Raw genomic sequence first — 16236 nt, 5'->3', positions numbered from 1 at the left:
AAACACCTATACCATGGCAAAAACATATAAAGAAAAAGACGGTAAGATTATTCTATTTTACATAAAGGAGCTTGATATGAATCAGGTTTTGAAAAAGTTTAGAGAAGTCAACTATAAACAAGAAATTCATATCCCGAATAATCCAACACCTATTCAAATGTCTTTTCTCAAAGAAGATATTAAACGAAATGAATTAAAAGATAATCTGATAGATAAAGACGAAGATAAATTAAAAAAGAAAATAGAATTCCTTATACATATTCTATGTAAACGATGTATTAACAATAAATATGGTTGGGCAAGGCTGAATGCTTCTGCTATGCAAAAAGTGTTGGGAAATGATTATAAAAAGATTATAAATGCACTTCAATATATGAATATAATTAATGTTGATAATCGTTATAGTATAGGGAGGCATTCAATGGCATATCAAATAACCAAAGATTATATAAATAGGGTTGGAAAATACTACACAACTCATTTAACATTGATAAAGTATAGGGATGAAATGGACCATTTGTTAGAAAAAGAATACATTAAATTCTATAATACATTGCCAATTGAGAAAAAGAACCTATGTGATAGCTATAATAGAATTTTAAAAAATTTAAAATTTAAATATATTAATGAAGCAACCGAATATATAAATACTCGCCCATACATGAGTAATTTTCAAAAAGCCTATTATTACAATATATTAGATAAATACATAGAACATAATAATGATGATTTTAGAATTCAATCAATAGATGATAATGATAGAATTTATTCAATATTAAGTTCAACACCAAAACCATTTAAAGATTTTCTTAATATTAAATTTAGTATTGATATAAAGAATTCACATCCATTATTGTTTAATTATTTTATTTATGATTATTATAAATTTATAAATAAAGATATTATAAATTATATATTATATCACTATCAATATGATTATACTACAAAATCTATTAATCAGATTAACAGATATATAAAAAATCACAAAAATGCAAAATTAGACAAATTACCCAAAGACATAATCAAGTATATATATTCTACTTCAATGGGTGTGTTTTGGGATGATTTTACGGAACTTTTTAAGGCTGATGGATTGGAACGTAAGGATGTAAAGATAACTTTGTTTAGAGAGGTTTTTTACTCCAAATCAAAGACAACCTTACATAAGAAGTTTGCAAAGACCTTCAAAAAGATATACCCGACTGTTTATAGGATAATAAATGAACATAAACCTAATGATGACAGAACCAAACTAAGCCATGAGATGATGAAATTGGAAAGCGATATCTTTCACAAGATACTCACTAACCTGTACAAAAAGCGTGGTTGTGATGCCTTATCAATACATGATGCCATTGTTATTTTAGATACAGATAAGGTTAATCGATACACCCCTGATGATATAGAAAAGGTTATAGAGAAAGTGTATGATGAATATAACCTATCTCCGACCTGTTCTATTGAGTTTTTTGAGCCAAACCGAAGAAAGACGCAGCTTGATATGGATAAATCCCACCAAGGCGATTTATTTAAGTTTACAGACAATCTTTCTGTATCTGATTCTGATGATAAAGAATTATTAAGAAAATTGGAAGAAGGGGAGGTAGATATATATTATAACAATGGTGGTATTGTTGTTGATGAAGTTTAATATAGTTCAACTTGTATTTTTAGAAATTTTTAAAACCAAAAATTTTTAAAGAGAGCGATAGAGACCATTACCCAAGTTCAAAAGTACCCCATAGTTTAATAGCTTTTGCTTACATGGATACACGCCTCCCGTCCGTACGGCATGAGGTTATTCAGTTTTAATTTTCTGATAATCAGCAGTAGCATAAAACCAAATATTCCTATTCGCTTCTATAATTCGCTTATCATCAAATTCTTTAAGATAGGTCTCGATATTCGAAACATCCCGTCCCATATTCTGAGCTATGAGGCTAATAGAAACTCCCTGATGGTATAGTTGTGAAGCATAGGAATGTCGGGCAGAATAAAAGGTTATATCAGTGCTTAACCCTGCTCTTTTAGCTGCTTTCTTCAAATTATGGTTAACTAAATAATTAACATAAGTCATCCGACTAAATTTGGTTGCTTCATCCTGTCCTATGTCGAAAACACCAAATATATAATTATTCTCATTATATGTTTTGACCGATGGAAGAAACAAACAAGCAAAAGAGTTGAAATCATCTAAATCCACAATTATTTTAGTTGGTTTCTTCGTCTTATTTCTTAAAAGATTAATCTCATAATAGTGTTTATGTACTTTGTGAGCTTCTGCATAATCTTTACCATGAAGGTCATAATCCTGCAAATACTTCTTTTCATCTAACATAGACAGCAATTTAAGGTCTCTCCATCGAAGATTTGCTAAATCTATCATGGCTAAGCCTTGCATTATATAGGAACAGAGAAATAGGCTCAAAGCAACTCCTTCACTATCAAGTTGAGGATGAAGTTTATTATATCCCTCTTTTTTGAAATAGTCATTCCAAAATTTCCGAACTGTTTTATCTTCAAAATCTTCTACTTCATCTCTTCTTGGATGGACAGGTTCACAATCATGTCGTAAAGCTTTTCCTTCATGAAAAACATAGTTCTGATAATAAAGTTGATAAGTATTATCCAAATGTACACAACGATAGTTTTGTGTAAAATAATGCAATAAACAATTCATTTCATCAAGAGACAAAGCTCTTTTCTTGGTTCTCCTATCTAAATTCTGTCCAAAGCCATTAAACGGATTATTATCTTTTAGAATAAATCCTTTATTGATAGCATGATTAATAGATGCTTTTAGGCAACAGAAGTGTTTATATATACTTGTATCTCTTTTATTTGTTTTTCTCAGAAAAGTTTCAAATTCTCGCAACCAATCCCGATTTATTTCAAATAATTCATAGTCTTTGGTTGGTGAAAATTTCTTGATTAGGTTATATAGTGTTCTATATCCTGTTGAGGTATTATATTCTCCTTTTTCTATTTTGAAATATTGTACCCTATCATCAATCAATTCTAACAAAGTTTTTCTTGAAGGTAGAGGTTTAGATATTTCTTCTACAAGCGTTTTTGCTGAATAGGGCTTTTCCGTCCTTTCATAATCCAATACTACTTCTTTTAATAAAGATAACTCCTTATTAATAATAGAATTAAGTGTATTGCTATATGGGTGTTTGCTCCTGACTTCTTCTTTCTCTTTATTCCAATCCTTTGAAAGACAAGATATTTTTATGCTTTTGTATGCTCTTTTCCCATTATAACACACTCGCAACATAATTGGATGTTCGCCATTTGCTAAGGTTTTGGATGTATAAAGAATTGCAGAAACAGTAGCTTTCATATATAAAATTAGTTTACATTGCAGTTTACATAAAACCAATAAAAATATAAATTGGTTTACATTCCAAATGTAGTAACTAATTTTTATATTATTAATAATAAGATTATTATAAATTTAAATAAAAACATTATTTGTTTCCGAGGCAGACAAAGAGTATTTTGTATTTTTCTGATTTCATAATATCTTATTGACAATTTGTAAGTAAAAGAGTCTGCAAAGATACGATTTCTCAGAGAAATAAATCCGGTTTAGCCTGTTTCTCGAAATATTTGTCGACAAGTCGCGATATTGCGTAGTTGTCCAGTTGGGATTTGTCTATCTTAATAAACCTATCCTTAAGCAATGTATCATCAGTAATATCTATCTTATAGAATTTAGCGTAGATAATGCGGTGTGATAATATATGCTTTAAAGTAAAGCTTACAGGGCGGATAGATATATTACCTGCGTTTTGGAGAATATCCGTAAAAGGCTGTGTTTGCTGTAATTCTTCTAAGGTAAGTTCGCTACCTGTTTCGATAAGAGGAAGTTCGTATAGATTCTTCCAGATGTCATTTGCTGTACGTTTTTGTATGTATGTGTTGTTTTTGTAATGAATGTCCAAATAATTAAAGAACCGTTCTTTTACTTTGGTCTTTCCTTGTTTTACAGGATAACTGCTCACTTTACCCTGAGCGTATGCCATACATTTGTCTGATAAAGGACAATTAGGGCAATCGGGAGACTGGGGTACACACTGTAATGCTCCGAAATCCATTATGGATTGGTTGTACAATCCGGGTTGTTTTGTATCTAATAACTCGTTGGCGAGCTCAGTAAACAATTTTTTTCCTGTAGATGTATCGATCGGAGTATCTATGGCAAATAGCCGGGATAAAACCCGGAATACATTACCATCTACCACTGCATAAGGAAGCTCGAATGCGAAAGAGCCGATCGCCGCGGCAGTATATTCTCCGACTCCTTTCAAAGATAAAATATCTTCATACGTTCGGGGAAAAGAGCCTTTAAAGTTGTCGCGAACTTGCTTAGCCGCTGTATGTAAGTTACGAGCCCGGCTATAGTATCCTAAGCCTTGCCAGAGCTTTAATACCTGATCTTCGTCTGCATCTGCTAATTGAATGATATCGGGAAATGTATCTACAAACCGTATATAATAATCGTATCCCTGAACCACCCGTGTCTGTTGCAGTATTATTTCCGAAATCCAGATTCGATACGGATCTTTAGTTTCACGCCAGGGCAGATCTCTTTTGTGATGATTGTACCATTCTATAATTGTTCTGCTTATAAATTGTGAATCTTGATTCATAGATAGTTACTTCGTTGATGTTATTGAAACAGATTACAAATATACTTATAATGACGTTGTGTTTATAGAAATGATCGATATTCAAGAAGTTTTTATATATGTAATTTTTTGAAAAAAGCCTCTTTGAATAAATATTTTATTTTACTTTTGTAGTGCTTTTAGAAAAGCAGAAAGACTCCGTAGCTCAGTTGGTAGAGCAAATGACTCTTAATCATTGGGTCGAGAGTTCGAGCCTCTCCGGGGTCACTTTTAATGATGGCAATAAGCGTGTAAATGAATAGTTTGCACGCTTTATTTTTTTATGTACTTAGGAGAGTACTCAGGAAAACACATAGGAAGACGAAGTATTTTATTTACATTCAAAATTATTATAAAAAAATAATTCAATAATAATTTGCGTATGTGAAAAATTATTGAATATATTTGCAACGAATAGTTGAGCCGAATTCATAGAAAGTATGAGTTCGGCATTTTTGCGCTTATATATTTCCCTCATACTTTCTTGTGAATTCCTATAAAATACTTTGTCTGGTAGCCTTCAAAAACAAAAGGCATTATGACAAGTACTATAACCATTTCAAGTTCTGAACTACTTAAACGATTAATTTCGGTTAGTAAAATCATTTCACCTAAATCGACTCTTCCTATATTGGAAAATATTCTATTGAATATCCAAGATGGAAAAGTAAACATTTCGGCTGCCGATTACCAAGGCAGAATGAATACTTCAATTGAAGGGATATTAACAGATAACAATATTTCTATCTGTATTGAACCTAAATTGATAATAGAAGCATTAAAGACATTACCGGAACAACCTATTACGATCATAATTGACGATAAATTAGGTATCACGGTTAAATACAAAGGGGGCAAATTTGAATTAGTTGGTAAAGCACCAGATGAATATCCTAAAGATAAAAGCACCAACGATACAACCAAACTTTCGATCTCTGCAAAAGTTCTTCTAAACGGAATTGAAAAAACTTCCTTTTGTTCCGCTAATGATGAGTTAAGGCCTGTAATGAATGGTGTATATTTTGACGTATCAGCTGGGCGTATCAATTTTGTTGCTTCTGACGGTCATAAATTAGCATTACTAGAACATGCAGACGACTCAATAAATGAAACTATCAATATGCACAATCCTAACAACAAAAAGGATATTCTACTTGATTGCATTTGCCCCGACTGTGCAAAAAGATATACAAGAACGGATTTCTTCATTAAGGCTGAACCTTATTACTGTATTCTATCTAAAAAAGAAAGGAATGGCTTCTTTTCTGATTATTCAGACGAGAGAATTCATAAGACAAGGCAGGAAATGATTCATCGACGTATCACACCTAGAGGAATGTTGCAGCGGTTTAATTGTGTATCAGGAAAGGAGGCTACCAAATGAATATAGCAATTTCAGTAAAACAGCCTTGGGCATACTTACTATGTGCTGGTATAAAACCAATCGAAAACAGAACATGGCCATTACCTGAAAAGCATAAAGGTGAACGTGTATTCATTCATGCGAGTGCTAAACCAGTTGGACAATATTTTAATGAAGGTGTATTTACGGCTGATCAGCTAAATTACTTAATACAGTCTAAAAAAATAAATCTAATTGAGAAGGTTCAACTATCCGCGATTATTGGTTCATGTCGCTTCGTTGATTGTGTTGTTAATCATCCGAGTATTTGGGCTGAAAAATCAGAAGTTGGTCAAGATGAAATGACAAACGAATGGTTTAAGCCCATATACAATTGGGTAGTCGCTGATCCTATACTATTCGATGAACCTATTCTAGATGTAAAAGGTAAACTTAGTTTCTGGGATTGTACCGAGTATATCAATAGAGAGGGGGTGGAGATATGAAACCGAAAACAAACAATGTTAGATTTTAAATAAGATTATAAGTATGGCAGCAATATTGAAATATGAATATAACGGTGATTCCATAGAAATTGAGAACATGGAAACAGGCATGAGTTTACAAACATGTAATGAGACATTAGAGGATTACCAAATTTGAACTCAGATCGTGCTAGATAAACAAGATGTTGAAGAACTCATCGAGTATCTACAAAAACGACTTAAAGAAATGGAGTAAGCTATGGCAAGACCATTGAAAAGAGGACTTGATTATTTCCCTTTCGATATTGATTTCTTCGAAGATGAAAAGATAGGTGCGATATCGGGCGAATTCGGGATTAAAGGAGAAATAGCAACAATAAAGCTGCTGTGTGCGGTATACCGTAATGGGTACTTCTTACAGTGGAATGAGATGCTAAAGATGAAACTCCTTAAAAACCTGCCCGGTGTCAGTGCTGAATTAATAGACCAGATTGTGAGTCGCTTAGTCAAGTGGGGGTTCTACGACCAATCTCTGTTTGATTCGGATAAGATTCTAACAAGTGTCGGAATTCAGACCAGATATTTTGAGGCTATAAAGAGAAGAAAGACAAATGAAGTATTTCCTTATTTATTGGTTAATGTTTGCAATAACGGAATTAATGATAACAATAACTCTATTACTGCCGACAATAATACACAAAGTAAAGGAAATAATAGTACAGTAATAGAGAAAGAAAAACTCTCTATCGAGAGTAAAAAGAAAGCAGAAGAATTGAAGCGCCTTGATCAGGAAACTAAAGCTAAAGAACAAATCAAGAAAGCTAACGCAGCTAAAGCTGCTACAGAAAAACGTAAAGATGAATTTTATCAATCTCTTGTTCCATATGTTCCGAGATACGGTAAAGATATGATTCGTGCTTTTTTTAATTTTTGGTCTGAACCAAATAGAACCCAGACCAAAATGAAATTTGAATTACAAAAAACATGGGATCTGGCTTTAAGGCTAGGCACATGGAATAACAGAGAACCTATTTATGGCAAAACAGCAAAAGAAATACAACAACCGGCAGGACCATCCGTCGTCGATTGAGCTTGGAAAGTTACAGCCTCAGGCAGTAGAACTTGAAGAAGCAGTACTGGGAGCTTTATTGATAGACTCAAAAGCTTATCTCGATATCGAGAATATACTGATTTCGGAAGACTTCTATGTCGAATCAAATAAAACAGTATACAAAGCGATCATGCAGTTGTCAATGAGTCATAAGCCTGTAGATATGCTTACTGTAGTAGAAGAATTACGTAAGTCTGGAGATCTTGATGCGATCGGAGGCCCGGTATACATTGCCCAGCTCACAGATAAAGTCGCATCAGCTGCCCATATAGTTTTTCATTCCCAAATAATCAGTCAGAAAGCAAGAGCCCGAAACCTGATCCGTATTACATCAGAAATAACAGCAATGGCTTTCGATGAGACTCAGGATGTAGAAGAAACAATTGAGGAACTGGAGAAGTCTCTAACGGAACTCGTTTCCAGTTCAAGTAGCTGCCAATCGGTGCCCATGGGTGAAGTATTAACAGAATCAATGGAAAAGGCATCAAAGACTCAAGAGTTGAGAGAAAAGGGCATAATGCTATCTGTAACTACAGGTCTTAATACTCTTGATGAGATTTTTGCCGGAGGATGGTCTTCTCCTGATCTGATAATCATCGGAGCTAGGCCTTCAATGGGTAAAACTCAGCATGCATTGGCTTTCGCTAAAGCAGCAGCTGCAGCAGATAAAGATGTTTTGTTTGTCACTATTGAGATGAAAAGGACACAGCTGGTCAACAGGTATCTACTTGAGGACGATCGGATAAATGAAAAGCATTTGAAATCAGGACAAATGAGCCATGAAGAATGGTCTGCAATCGATGAACGGGTCGGGCAACTGTGGAACTTAAAGATGAATATTGCAGATAGTCACAATATCCGCTATCTGAATAATATCAAGTCTGAAGCGCGTCGCATGTACCGTAAAGGTAAATTAAAACTGATGGTTATTGATTATTTGGGCTTAATACGTACTAATCTTAAATTTCAATCCAGACAGCTGGAGATCGGATATATCACAGGTGAACTAAAGAATCTGGCAAAGGAATTGGATATCCCAATCATCTTGCTTTCTCAGTTGAACCGACCGCAAAAAGGTATGGCAGTAAGAGAACCCCAATTAGACGACTTACGTGAATCTGGAGATATCGAACAGGATGCTGACATTGTACTCTTCATCCATAAGCCTGACTATTACAACCCCGATGTACAAGACAGCAAAGGTGTTCCATGGAAAGGCAGAGGAAAACTAATAATATCAAAATATAGAGAAGGAGCGCGTAACCAGCCTGTTATATTTCATCATGACAAAAGATATAAGAAGATTTGGGATAACGGAGTCAATCAAGCATCTGCAGATGAATATATTCCTCCTGTTATTGCTCCCAATCAGGATTTTTTGAATGAATCAGAAGATACACCTTTTTAATATTGAAGTAAGTAAAGATGGCAAATCAAATTATAAATAAATATATATCCGAACGGTATGATCGTTGGCTCGATTATGCTCTATATCACTGTACCCATTCCGGTATGGATGATGAAGCCATCGATGTACTGAATGAAGTACTGATAATGTTGATTGAGAAATGCGAGACCAATGAGCAATATATGCTAAAACTGTATGAATCCAAGAAGGGCCAGTACCGGGAATTAGATTTCTTTGTCTTGCAAATGATAAAATTAAACATACAATCCCCTACCTCACCTTACAGGCACAAGTACAAACCTATTCCTTTAGATTCTAATGTTGATATTCAAAGATTAGATCTGATCGATGATGAAGACATAGAGCAGGACAAATCAGGTGATATTCTCATACAGATGCAAAAGGTAAGAGAGATTTTCGACAATCTTCAATTATCGGATAAAGCCAGGAGAGTATTCTCTTGGAAGTTCTTCGAATGTAATAAGTTCTCGGAATGGGAAGGATCTGAAGACAAGAAAGAGCTGTATGATATTTACAATGGAGTACTCGAATTAATCAAAAACAAGTTGAATAATAGAGAGTTATTTTGAGATATAATCGACTAATGAAGAATATAATATAACAGTGAATAGGAGTTACCGGGTTGGGATAAGCTTATAACAAAGAGGATATATTGTATATCCTCTTTGTTAATTTTGGTATACTATTCTTCAACAGCGTACAATATCCAAGTACTTTCAGTGTTGTTAGAATAGTTTTTCATTATTTCCTTGACAAAACCTCTTAGCTTAGTCCTTCCATTGTAGAACATAATTAGCCCGTTCCATGTTGATACATCCGGTAATTTTACGAAGTTTCCGGTCACAAAATCATATTCGTATGGTTCAAATAATTTAGATTGAATATCCTTGTCTGTATAAAGCAAACTTTCGTCTTTACGCCATCCTCCGGGGCTATCCGCATCTTTTATCCATATAATACCCGACCTGTTACTGGTTGTACTTGCAAATATCAACTTATCAGTATTGATACCGATTAAACTTTCGTTTAGTTGAATCAGAAAAGCAGGGTTCAAAACAGCATTAAAAAAACGAATATCGCCTGTAATATTATTGCCAGGTTCAAACATATAATCATCATAATACCTGTAATAAGTATCTTCTTCTGTCATAGCAATTACAAATACGTCATTATCTGATGATTTATCCTTGCTGCTATTCCCTCTCTCCCAACATAGCAACTCCATTCCAACAGCATCGGCACGGTAAGGAGAAATAAGGTTCAATGTATTATCGTCAAAATTCACATAGTCAGTAGAATATTCGAAAGTTCCGTTTATTTCAAACCTTCCGTTAGCTGATTCATAATCTTCCATATCATAACCAACCTGAACCGATGTATAGGCAAACTCCTTACTGGCTTTTGTTAAAACATCCTTAACCTCTCCGCTTTTCAGAGTCAAAGCAGTGACATCCTTCTGATATAAAGTATCACGAGGTGAAAACGTAAGCGTATAATCCGCTAAAACATATTCATACCCATTTGCATACATCCAGTTCATGAAATCGCTCATAGATGTATGGATATTGGCATTATCGAGACCTCTCAGAGTTTCCGCAGCACATATTAATGGCTTATAACTTAGGCTTGTATTCCAGTTGATAACACATTGATACGAATATTGGTTATTTGTCATTCTAGCTAGTAGTTTATTGGCTAGAACTGTAGGCTCTATAACATCAAGAGCCAATTCAGAGCCTTTTGACGTATATACTATCCTGAAATCGTTAAACTCTGATATATAAGAACCTCCAAAATTTTGTTCATTCGGATCACCATTACTACTGACATTATCAACTAACATAGTTAGTTTGTCACCAGCTACCAACGGCTGGCTTAATGTTATTGTTTGTTTAACAATCTTGCTATAAATTGCAAAATTATTAGTTTGTCCGTCTTCGCCAGTTTCCGTTCCCCTGCTTTCTAATTCAAACTGTTCTTTATAAATAGGATTATCAAAATCATCATTCTTTATTATCATCAGGTAACCCACATAATCCAAATCAGGACGAGAAGCAACATTATTCCAGTGTCTTAACATCTTAAAATCAGCAACAATAGAAGGTTGCACAGTGCTGGCAGCTTCAAAGAAGTAATTATCTTCACTCCAAGCCTGCGAACTTTGAGTTTTCATGTCATGCTCAGCCGTACCAGGTGTTATCTCACTGCTCGAAAGATATATGTACGGTTGCGTTCTCGATTCGGTGGAAATAGTAAAATTATATTCTAATCCTACAGGCATCTCGTAATTACCCCTGTTTTCCATCGTTACACGGTCATACTTCCACTGCTTTGAGCTTTTAATATCAGCAACCGGAATATCATACTTAACTTTTCCGTTCGAATTTACATATTCGGTCAACTTAAGATTTAATGTTTGTATTTTTAATACTGTATTCGAAAATTCCAATTCAGGAAAACTCAGAACCTCTACTTTTTCTTTATTATAGACTCGTCCCGATGCCTCCCTTACATAAATATTCAACTGGACATTTCCTCTCAATTTATCTATGAAAAATACCCCTTGTACAAATCGTTTAGCTATACCGGTTAGTTGTAAGTCAAAAGTAGACTCTTTGACAACACCCGATGTTTTTTCCCGGATCTGTGCAACTTCAAAATCTGTGTCGCTATGAACGAAATCTGTAATATCGAATTCTTTAAAATCCTGTATAGTTATACCATAATTCTTTTTTACACCCGGCATATATACCGAAGCCAATATATAAGATGTTTTTTCCAGTAGTATATCCCATATTTCATACAGTGCATTATCAATGCTATCATATTCAGCAGGAACTTTCCAAAATCCTAAAGTTTCATCAGTAGCCGATCTGAACACTAATACGGCATCACCGAATATACAACCTTCATACATAAAAGTTTTACCTCCGGTATCGCTTCTATAGAATACAAAATCTATATGTATTATAGACCAGTCGTTGTCATATACATAAACGGGATCTCCTGATTCTCCTTCAATAAAATATGCGCCTTGAGTATATATAGCCTTATCACCGACAAACATATACGGATCACTCAGTGTGTAACGCAATTTTGGAGGAACAGGATGTATCGATTCAAGAACCCCGTTTCTAACCTGATGCATAGGAGGTCTTCCTACTTGCTTCCGGTAATTTACTTCTTCTCTTACCAAAGATGATCTTAACGCTTCAATTTGACTCATAATTATCTTTTTAGACTGTTTATTCTTAAATTGTAAGACATAGATCTGCTTGTCTTATTCTGGCTAGTTATCAAATTAGTTATTAAGCTATTTGTTTTATCAATAGCAGATAGTTGCCTTTCATTTTCCGCAATCACAATAGTTTTATTCTCAACAAACGGAGTAGCCATCTGCTGTAACGATATATTAGCAACGGCTTTATGAAAATCTGGCATAACCTCGGATCCTTTAGGAAGATCAACCAAAACAGAGTGAGAAGGTGTTTTATACATCTTACCGTCCGGAGTAACAACAAGTTCAGATCGACCGCCATCACCCACAACCGCAGGCCCTCCTTCGTGAAAGTCAGTACCCTTTGCATATTCAGGTATCGGAGTAGCCAATACAGTAGCTATCTGGGCAGCACCTAGAGCCGCAGTAAGCAAGTTTACAGGAATAGCAGCCAGAAACCCTAGTTGTGCTGTATTTTTCATTATAGCACTCGCAGTATTTATCCCGATAGTAGCAATAGACTGAGCCTTTTCGAACTTCGCCTGACGCTGATTGATCTCCTTCCTTCGTTCTTCCAATTCCGCTTCACGTTTTTTCTGTTGTTCAGCCAAAGCAGCCTTTCGAGCTTCCGCCTGTTCATCGGAAATTGCCCCTGATTCAGCCAGTCTGTCAATCTTGTCCTCCTGATCACTGTAATATTCATCGTTCGCTTCCGACTCTTTATCTATAGCAGCCAATTGACGTTCTGTTTGAGCGGAAAAGAAAGTCGAAAACAGGGTCAAAGCCTCAGTCAATAGTTCCTTTCTTTTTTCAGCTAACCTCTTTTCTATTTCTTCCTGTTGTTTGGCTGTATTTTTCTGGTCTTTTACAATTTCCTTATTTATATATTGTTGGTAAGCAAGTTCAGCATCAAGAAGCTTTTGGTTCAGGTCTTTTCTCTGATCAGCTGTCAGATTCTCGGTATTCATTAGCTCCTTTACAGCGTCCATTTCCACCTGCATGCGGTCTAAGGCAGCCTTTCTGACTATACGGGTACGCTCAGTCTCGTAATCCCTGGCTGAAAGTTCTTTATTTAAGTATGCCAATTCCGCAACATCCAGTGCTTCTTCTTCGGCTCTGCTGATCGCTTGAGCTTGCAAGGAAACATTCGCTTTCAGGTCTTTCATCAATTGATCAGCGTAATCCTTATTGATCGTTTCTCTCGCTTTAGTAGCTTCTTGATCTATCTTTATTCTTTCGGCAGCAGCTTTAGCATTAATCAGAGTAACACTAGCTTGATAAGCCTTTTCGGTCATTTCACCTTTCTTCAGGTTTGATATCTGGTTTTTAGCCTGTTCTTCGATTAAATTCTTTGAGTATGCAACATATTCTTCCAGATAACCTATTCTCTCTTCATAAGATACCTTACTATCACTTAATAAAGTTTTATTAGCATCAACAACTTGTTTTATTCTAAATTCCTCAAGATCCTGAATAGCCTTCTTTTCCGCTTCAATACGTTTATCGACATTCTTATCTCCAGTATTATTGGAATCTTCCCCATCATCTGTCGGTATAAAAGTTTCACCTTTGACTCTATTGGTTAAGTTAATCCTTGCAACTGATTTACTGGCTTGTATCTCCGCATTTGCGAAATTTTTGGCGATCTTTCTAGTTAATATATCGGAGTTTTTCCCAAGATCATCAACAGTCGTATTAAAAGATTTTTTTAATCTGGAGAAATCAACATCTGTAAAATCCAATCCTTTTTTTATTCCGTCTACAACTTTCCCTATTATTCCGGCACTATCTATTATGATATTAGTTAGGTTCTTGAATCCACTGATAGTTGATATTATGGTATAATTGAAAAAATCCTGAAGAGTTTCAACTACAGCAATAACATATAGTATTACCTTTCTTAATCCATCGAAAGTATTCCATAGATCAATTATTTTATTGATAGCCTTCTCTAGCCATGCATTTAATGCAGGAAGAAGAGTATCTGCTGCCTGAGAAAGAGCATCTGCAGATGATGATTTAATCTTTGACCATAAGTCATTCACCCAAAGCAGCTGATTGCCTACTTTTAATTGTGCATTTTGGACTTTTACATTTGCTATTTGTGCTTTATCAGCTGATGTTAATGCAAGAGTACCCTGTTTTTCAAGTTCTTGATTTACAATATTGAATGTTGCGGTAGCAAAATCGCCTGTTTTTTTAAACTCTGCTTGTAATCTACTGGCAGATATCCCCAAATTATCCAATATCAAAGATGATTTACGCCCTATACCATTAATTATAGAGTCAGTAAGATAATCGACACTTTCACCTGTTTCCTGCGCCCGTTGTTGAGCGAATTTCAACAAACTACCTAATCGATTCAATGGAATCTGAAAATTCTTGGCTCTTACAGATGCTTGCATCAATTGAAGATCATTAACGGTACCTTTAGTTTCTTTTCTTAAATTATCAAGAAGCCCGGGTTTATTCAATTTCTCGAATGCTGTATTTACTCCTTCAGCTTTTGCAGCTAGATCTATACTTTCAGATACGAATTCTCTTACACTTCCAATAAAAGCTTTTATTCCGTCAACAGCTTTCGTTAATAGATTGCCTCCAAAAACAGCAAGAGTATTACCGAATAATGATCCTAAGGAAGAAAAACCCTGACGAAAATTACCTGATGTTATCTGGTTAAATGCTCTGACAATAGATTCAGTATAGCTACCGACATCCCTTTGCGATCTTCCTGTTAATCTTTCTAAACTTCCTACCTCTCCCCTAACTAGTCTTAATCTTTGTAATAATTCTTGGCCTTCAAGAGATTCTCTGGCTTCTTTGCCCATTTCATCCCATTGAATGGTCAATAATCGAAGTGTCGCTCTTAACTGATTTAACGAGCCTTCATGTGCTCTTTCTATCGCTATTTCATTTTGTATTCGCCTTCTGTTTTGAGATAGTTCTTGTCCGTAACGAATTAATTCTCTAACCTCGTTTGAATTTGAATTAGCAACACGATTTCTAACACTATCTATCTGCCTTAAAGTCTGTATCGTTTGATTCTGCGTTACATTTATCTGTTTACTTAATGTTTCATACCTATTTATTGCATCAACTAATGCTTTATAGGTAATAGCTGACTTTGACAATGCTTTTTCCAAATCCTGAGCAGGCTTAAGTAGCTTCACCATTTGGTTATAAGCTTTCTCCAACTCTGTCTCTAAAGCCTGTAGCTGTTTAAGGGCTTCGGGATCTACCAGATCATCAATTCTTTCTGTATTATTATCTGCCATGACTCTGTTTATTTAATGTTTCAATGTATTGGTTATAGTTTTTAAGATAGATCGCAAACTCCGAAACAGTAAGCTTCTCCTTTTGTAGATGAAATCCTGTATATTTACTTACAGCTATAAGCATTTCTGTATAATATTCCGGCTTAGGCTTATCTCCTTCGGTTTTAGATGACAATGACTCATATCTCTTCAATAATTCATGAAGGGATACAATCCGTCCTTTCAATTTGCCTTCTATCTGTTTTACAACCCTGTCTATTTCGTTTTGATCCGGATTTTCATCGATTCTGATATGGTAAGGCTTTAAATATTCAATCGCATCTTCGAATTTTCCACCCGCAATAAGATTAGCCGACAATCGCAAACATTCAATCTGAATCTTCCTTAGATTTATCTGTCTTATCACATTAAGCGTTGCGGCCATCTGAGTATTGCCTGATAGTTCAGCAAACTCTACAGTTAACATGGTGCGTGTAACAGATAGTACATCCTCCGGAACATTACCTTTTATGATTAATGCTTTCAGGTTATCATTACATACCACATCGATATATACCGGCAAAGGACAAATTTCGCATCGGTCATAGATGTGATACGATTTCTTTAACTGCTCCCCGCTGGCCGTCTTTTTGCCAACAAGAGACTTTATCATAGTAAACTGTGCCTTCAAATTCATAGATAATGTAATTCGTTTTATCGTTTAT

At 35.0% G+C, this 16236-nt stretch carries 11 protein-coding genes and 1 tRNA gene; 7 read left to right on the top strand and 5 right to left on the bottom strand.

Going from position 1 to position 16236, the window contains the following annotated elements; all coding sequences use genetic code 11:
* Positions 1-13: 13 nt before the first annotated feature.
* Positions 14-1651, top strand: coding sequence for a hypothetical protein (locus tag BUC12_RS10455; RefSeq protein WP_062179340.1), 1638 nt, complete (start codon positions 14-16; stop codon positions 1649-1651).
* 147 nt (positions 1652-1798) lie between these two features.
* Here BUC12_RS10455 and BUC12_RS10450 read toward each other — a convergent pair whose 3' ends face one another.
* Positions 1799-3343, bottom strand: coding sequence for a site-specific integrase (locus BUC12_RS10450; protein WP_062179337.1), 1545 nt, complete (start codon positions 3341-3343; stop codon positions 1799-1801).
* Between the two features lie 229 nt (positions 3344-3572).
* On the bottom strand, positions 3573-4655 hold the full coding sequence (mutY, locus tag BUC12_RS10445) for an A/G-specific adenine glycosylase (protein WP_062179334.1): 1083 nt from the start codon (positions 4653-4655) through the stop codon (positions 3573-3575).
* Between the two features lie 173 nt (positions 4656-4828).
* Here mutY and BUC12_RS10440 point away from each other — a divergent pair.
* The 6 genes from BUC12_RS10440 (at position 4829) to BUC12_RS10415 (ending at position 9609) form a co-directional block, all read left to right on the top strand.
* A tRNA-Lys gene (locus BUC12_RS10440) sits at positions 4829-4901 on the top strand.
* A gap of 310 nt (positions 4902-5211) precedes the next feature.
* Complete coding sequence (locus BUC12_RS10435) at positions 5212-6057, top strand: DNA polymerase III subunit beta (RefSeq protein ID WP_062179331.1); 846 nt, start codon at positions 5212-5214, stop codon at positions 6055-6057.
* Complete coding sequence (locus BUC12_RS10430; protein ID WP_062179328.1) at positions 6054-6521, top strand: ASCH domain-containing protein; 468 nt, start codon at positions 6054-6056, stop codon at positions 6519-6521. Before BUC12_RS10435 ends, BUC12_RS10430 begins: the two co-directional genes overlap by 4 nt.
* Before the next feature lie 238 nt (positions 6522-6759).
* Positions 6760-7590 (top strand): DUF4373 domain-containing protein, encoded by an 831-nt coding sequence (locus tag BUC12_RS20355; RefSeq protein ID WP_070808579.1) that lies wholly within the window; start codon positions 6760-6762, stop codon positions 7588-7590.
* Positions 7535-9019, top strand: coding sequence for a replicative DNA helicase (locus BUC12_RS10420; protein ID WP_062179325.1), 1485 nt, complete (start codon positions 7535-7537; stop codon positions 9017-9019). The genes BUC12_RS20355 and BUC12_RS10420 overlap by 56 nt, the downstream gene beginning before the upstream one ends.
* Before the next feature lie 17 nt (positions 9020-9036).
* Positions 9037-9609 (top strand): hypothetical protein, encoded by a 573-nt coding sequence (locus BUC12_RS10415; protein ID WP_062179322.1) that lies wholly within the window; start codon positions 9037-9039, stop codon positions 9607-9609.
* Between the two features lie 113 nt (positions 9610-9722).
* Here the strand turns inward: BUC12_RS10415 and BUC12_RS10410 are convergent, their stop codons facing one another.
* Genes BUC12_RS10410 through BUC12_RS10400 form a run of 3 tightly spaced genes read right to left on the bottom strand, consistent with a single transcriptional unit; the run spans position 9723 to position 16208 of the window.
* Positions 9723-12266, bottom strand: a complete 2544-nt coding sequence (locus BUC12_RS10410) for a hypothetical protein (protein ID WP_062179319.1) — start codon at positions 12264-12266, stop codon at positions 9723-9725.
* Between the two features lie 2 nt (positions 12267-12268).
* On the bottom strand, positions 12269-15532 hold the full coding sequence (locus BUC12_RS10405; RefSeq protein WP_062179316.1) for a hypothetical protein: 3264 nt from the start codon (positions 15530-15532) through the stop codon (positions 12269-12271).
* Positions 15522-16208, bottom strand: coding sequence for a hypothetical protein (locus BUC12_RS10400; protein WP_062179313.1), 687 nt, complete (start codon positions 16206-16208; stop codon positions 15522-15524). The genes BUC12_RS10405 and BUC12_RS10400 overlap by 11 nt, the downstream gene beginning before the upstream one ends.
* Between the last annotated feature and the right edge of the window lie 28 nt (positions 16209-16236).

Origin of the sequence: Indolivaga macrotermitis (assembly GCF_900128985.1) — a bacterium.
Lineage (GTDB): Bacteria > Bacteroidota > Bacteroidia > Bacteroidales > Dysgonomonadaceae > Dysgonomonas_A > Dysgonomonas_A macrotermitis.
The sequence above is the reverse complement of the archived record's forward strand: the minus strand, read 5'-3'. Positions and strand labels throughout refer to the sequence as shown.

Excerpts from the sequence above, each read along its gene's own strand:
- BUC12_RS10455 (WP_062179340.1), top strand. The coding sequence starts at position 14 with ATGGCAAAAACATATAAAGAAAAAGACGGTAAGATTATTCTATTTTAC.
- BUC12_RS10450 (WP_062179337.1), bottom strand. The coding sequence starts at position 3,343 with ATGAAAGCTACTGTTTCTGCAATTCTTTATACATCCAAAACCTTAGCA.
- mutY (WP_062179334.1), bottom strand. The coding sequence starts at position 4,655 with ATGAATCAAGATTCACAATTTATAAGCAGAACAATTATAGAATGGTAC.
- BUC12_RS10435 (WP_062179331.1), top strand. The coding sequence starts at position 5,212 with ATGACAAGTACTATAACCATTTCAAGTTCTGAACTACTTAAACGATTA.
- BUC12_RS10430 (WP_062179328.1), top strand. The coding sequence starts at position 6,054 with ATGAATATAGCAATTTCAGTAAAACAGCCTTGGGCATACTTACTATGT.
- BUC12_RS20355 (WP_070808579.1), top strand. The coding sequence starts at position 6,760 with ATGGCAAGACCATTGAAAAGAGGACTTGATTATTTCCCTTTCGATATT.
- BUC12_RS10420 (WP_062179325.1), top strand. The coding sequence starts at position 7,535 with ATGGCAAAACAGCAAAAGAAATACAACAACCGGCAGGACCATCCGTCG.
- BUC12_RS10415 (WP_062179322.1), top strand. The coding sequence starts at position 9,037 with ATGGCAAATCAAATTATAAATAAATATATATCCGAACGGTATGATCGT.
- BUC12_RS10410 (WP_062179319.1), bottom strand. The coding sequence starts at position 12,266 with ATGAGTCAAATTGAAGCGTTAAGATCATCTTTGGTAAGAGAAGAAGTA.
- BUC12_RS10405 (WP_062179316.1), bottom strand. The coding sequence starts at position 15,532 with ATGGCAGATAATAATACAGAAAGAATTGATGATCTGGTAGATCCCGAA.
- BUC12_RS10400 (WP_062179313.1), bottom strand. The coding sequence starts at position 16,208 with ATGAATTTGAAGGCACAGTTTACTATGATAAAGTCTCTTGTTGGCAAA.